The sequence below is a fragment of the Paraburkholderia diazotrophica genome, from assembly GCF_038900755.1.
Lineage (GTDB): Bacteria > Pseudomonadota > Gammaproteobacteria > Burkholderiales > Burkholderiaceae > Paraburkholderia > Paraburkholderia diazotrophica_A.
In genome coordinates, this window is record NZ_JBBPEN010000057.1 from 1 (window position 1) to 1,967 (window position 1,967).

2 tRNA genes and 1 rRNA gene are annotated in these 1,967 nt (G+C 56.6%); all 3 read right to left on the reverse strand.

Going from position 1 to position 1,967, the window contains the following annotated elements:
- Positions 1-78: 78 nt before the first annotated feature.
- Positions 79-154: transfer RNA gene (locus AABE10_RS36155), tRNA-Ala, on the reverse strand.
- Between the two features lie 59 nt (positions 155-213).
- Positions 214-290: transfer RNA gene (locus AABE10_RS36160), tRNA-Ile, on the reverse strand.
- A 68-nt stretch (positions 291-358) separates the two neighbouring features.
- Positions 359-1,889, reverse strand: a 16S ribosomal RNA gene (locus AABE10_RS36165).
- Positions 1,890-1,967: the final 78 nt, after the last annotated feature.

The window sequence follows — 1,967 nt, forward strand, 5'->3', positions numbered from 1 at the left end:
ACCTGCAATACCGCACTGACCGGCGCAATTGCCAATGCGAAGCCTTCTGCATCGCGCAGAACACTGTGCACTGGAAACTGGTGGAGGATGACGGGATCGAACCGACGACCCCCTGCTTGCAAAGCAGGTGCTCTCCCAGCTGAGCTAATCCCCCGCAGACCTTCTCTCAAGGGACGCCCCTCAGGTGATTTTCATCACTCACCGCAGACAACGTGGTGGGTCTGGTTGGATTCGAACCAACGACCCCCGCCTTATCAAGACGGTGCTCTAACCGACTGAGCTACAGACCCCTCAAGCCTGTCTTCCAACTCAACAGCCGACAGATGTGAGCGCTCAACTCTGAACGCTTAAGCTCTGGAAAGGAGGTGATCCAGCCGCACCTTCCGATACGGCTACCTTGTTACGACTTCACCCCAGTCATGAATCCTACCGTGGTGACCGTCCTCCTTGCGGTTAGACTAGCCACTTCTGGTAAAACCCACTCCCATGGTGTGACGGGCGGTGTGTACAAGACCCGGGAACGTATTCACCGCGGCATGCTGATCCGCGATTACTAGCGATTCCAGCTTCACGCAGTCGAGTTGCAGACTGCGATCCGGACTACGATCGGTTTTCTGGGATTGGCTCCACCTCGCGGCTTCGCGACCCTCTGTTCCGACCATTGTATGACGTGTGAAGCCCTACCCATAAGGGCCATGAGGACTTGACGTCATCCCCACCTTCCTCCGGTTTGTCACCGGCAGTCTCCCTGGAGTGCTCTTGCGTAGCAACCAGGGACAAGGGTTGCGCTCGTTGCGGGACTTAACCCAACATCTCACGACACGAGCTGACGACAGCCATGCAGCACCTGTGTGATGGCTCCCTTTCGGGCACCCTCGCCTCTCAGCAAGGTTCCATCCATGTCAAGGGTAGGTAAGGTTTTTCGCGTTGCATCGAATTAATCCACATCATCCACCGCTTGTGCGGGTCCCCGTCAATTCCTTTGAGTTTTAATCTTGCGACCGTACTCCCCAGGCGGTCAACTTCACGCGTTAGCTACGTTACCAAGCCAATGAAGGCCCGACAACCAGTTGACATCGTTTAGGGCGTGGACTACCAGGGTATCTAATCCTGTTTGCTCCCCACGCTTTCGTGCATGAGCGTCAGTATTGGCCCAGGGGGCTGCCTTCGCCATCGGTGTTCCTCCACATCTCTACGCATTTCACTGCTACACGTGGAATTCCACCCCCCTCTGCCATACTCCAGCGCTGCAGTCACCAATGCAGTTCCCAGGTTAAGCCCGGGGATTTCACATCGGTCTTACAGCACCGCCTGCGCACGCTTTACGCCCAGTAATTCCGATTAACGCTCGCACCCTACGTATTACCGCGGCTGCTGGCACGTAGTTAGCCGGTGCTTATTCTTCCGGTACCGTCATCCCCCCGGGGTATTAGCCCAAAGGTTTTCTTTCCGGACAAAAGTGCTTTACAACCCGAAGGCCTTCTTCACACACGCGGCATTGCTGGATCAGGGTTGCCCCCATTGTCCAAAATTCCCCACTGCTGCCTCCCGTAGGAGTCTGGGCCGTGTCTCAGTCCCAGTGTGGCTGGTCGTCCTCTCAGACCAGCTACAGATCGTCGCCTTGGTAGGCCTTTACCCCACCAACTAGCTAATCTGCCATCGGCCGCCCCTTGAGCGCGAGGCCCGAAGGTCCCCCGCTTTCCTCTCCCGAGCGTATGCGGTATTAATCCGGCTTTCGCCGGGCTATCCCCCACTCCAGGACACGTTCCGATGTCTTACTCACCCGTTCGCCACTCGCCGCCAGGCCGAAGCCCGCGCTGCCGTCCGACTTGCATGTGTAAGGCATGCCGCCAGCGTTCAATCTGAGCCAGGATCAAACTCTTCAGTTCAAACCTGTTACTGTTTTTCGGTCTCTTTCGAAACCGGTCGCTCACTCAAAATCACTGACAGATGGCTTGATTGCTCAA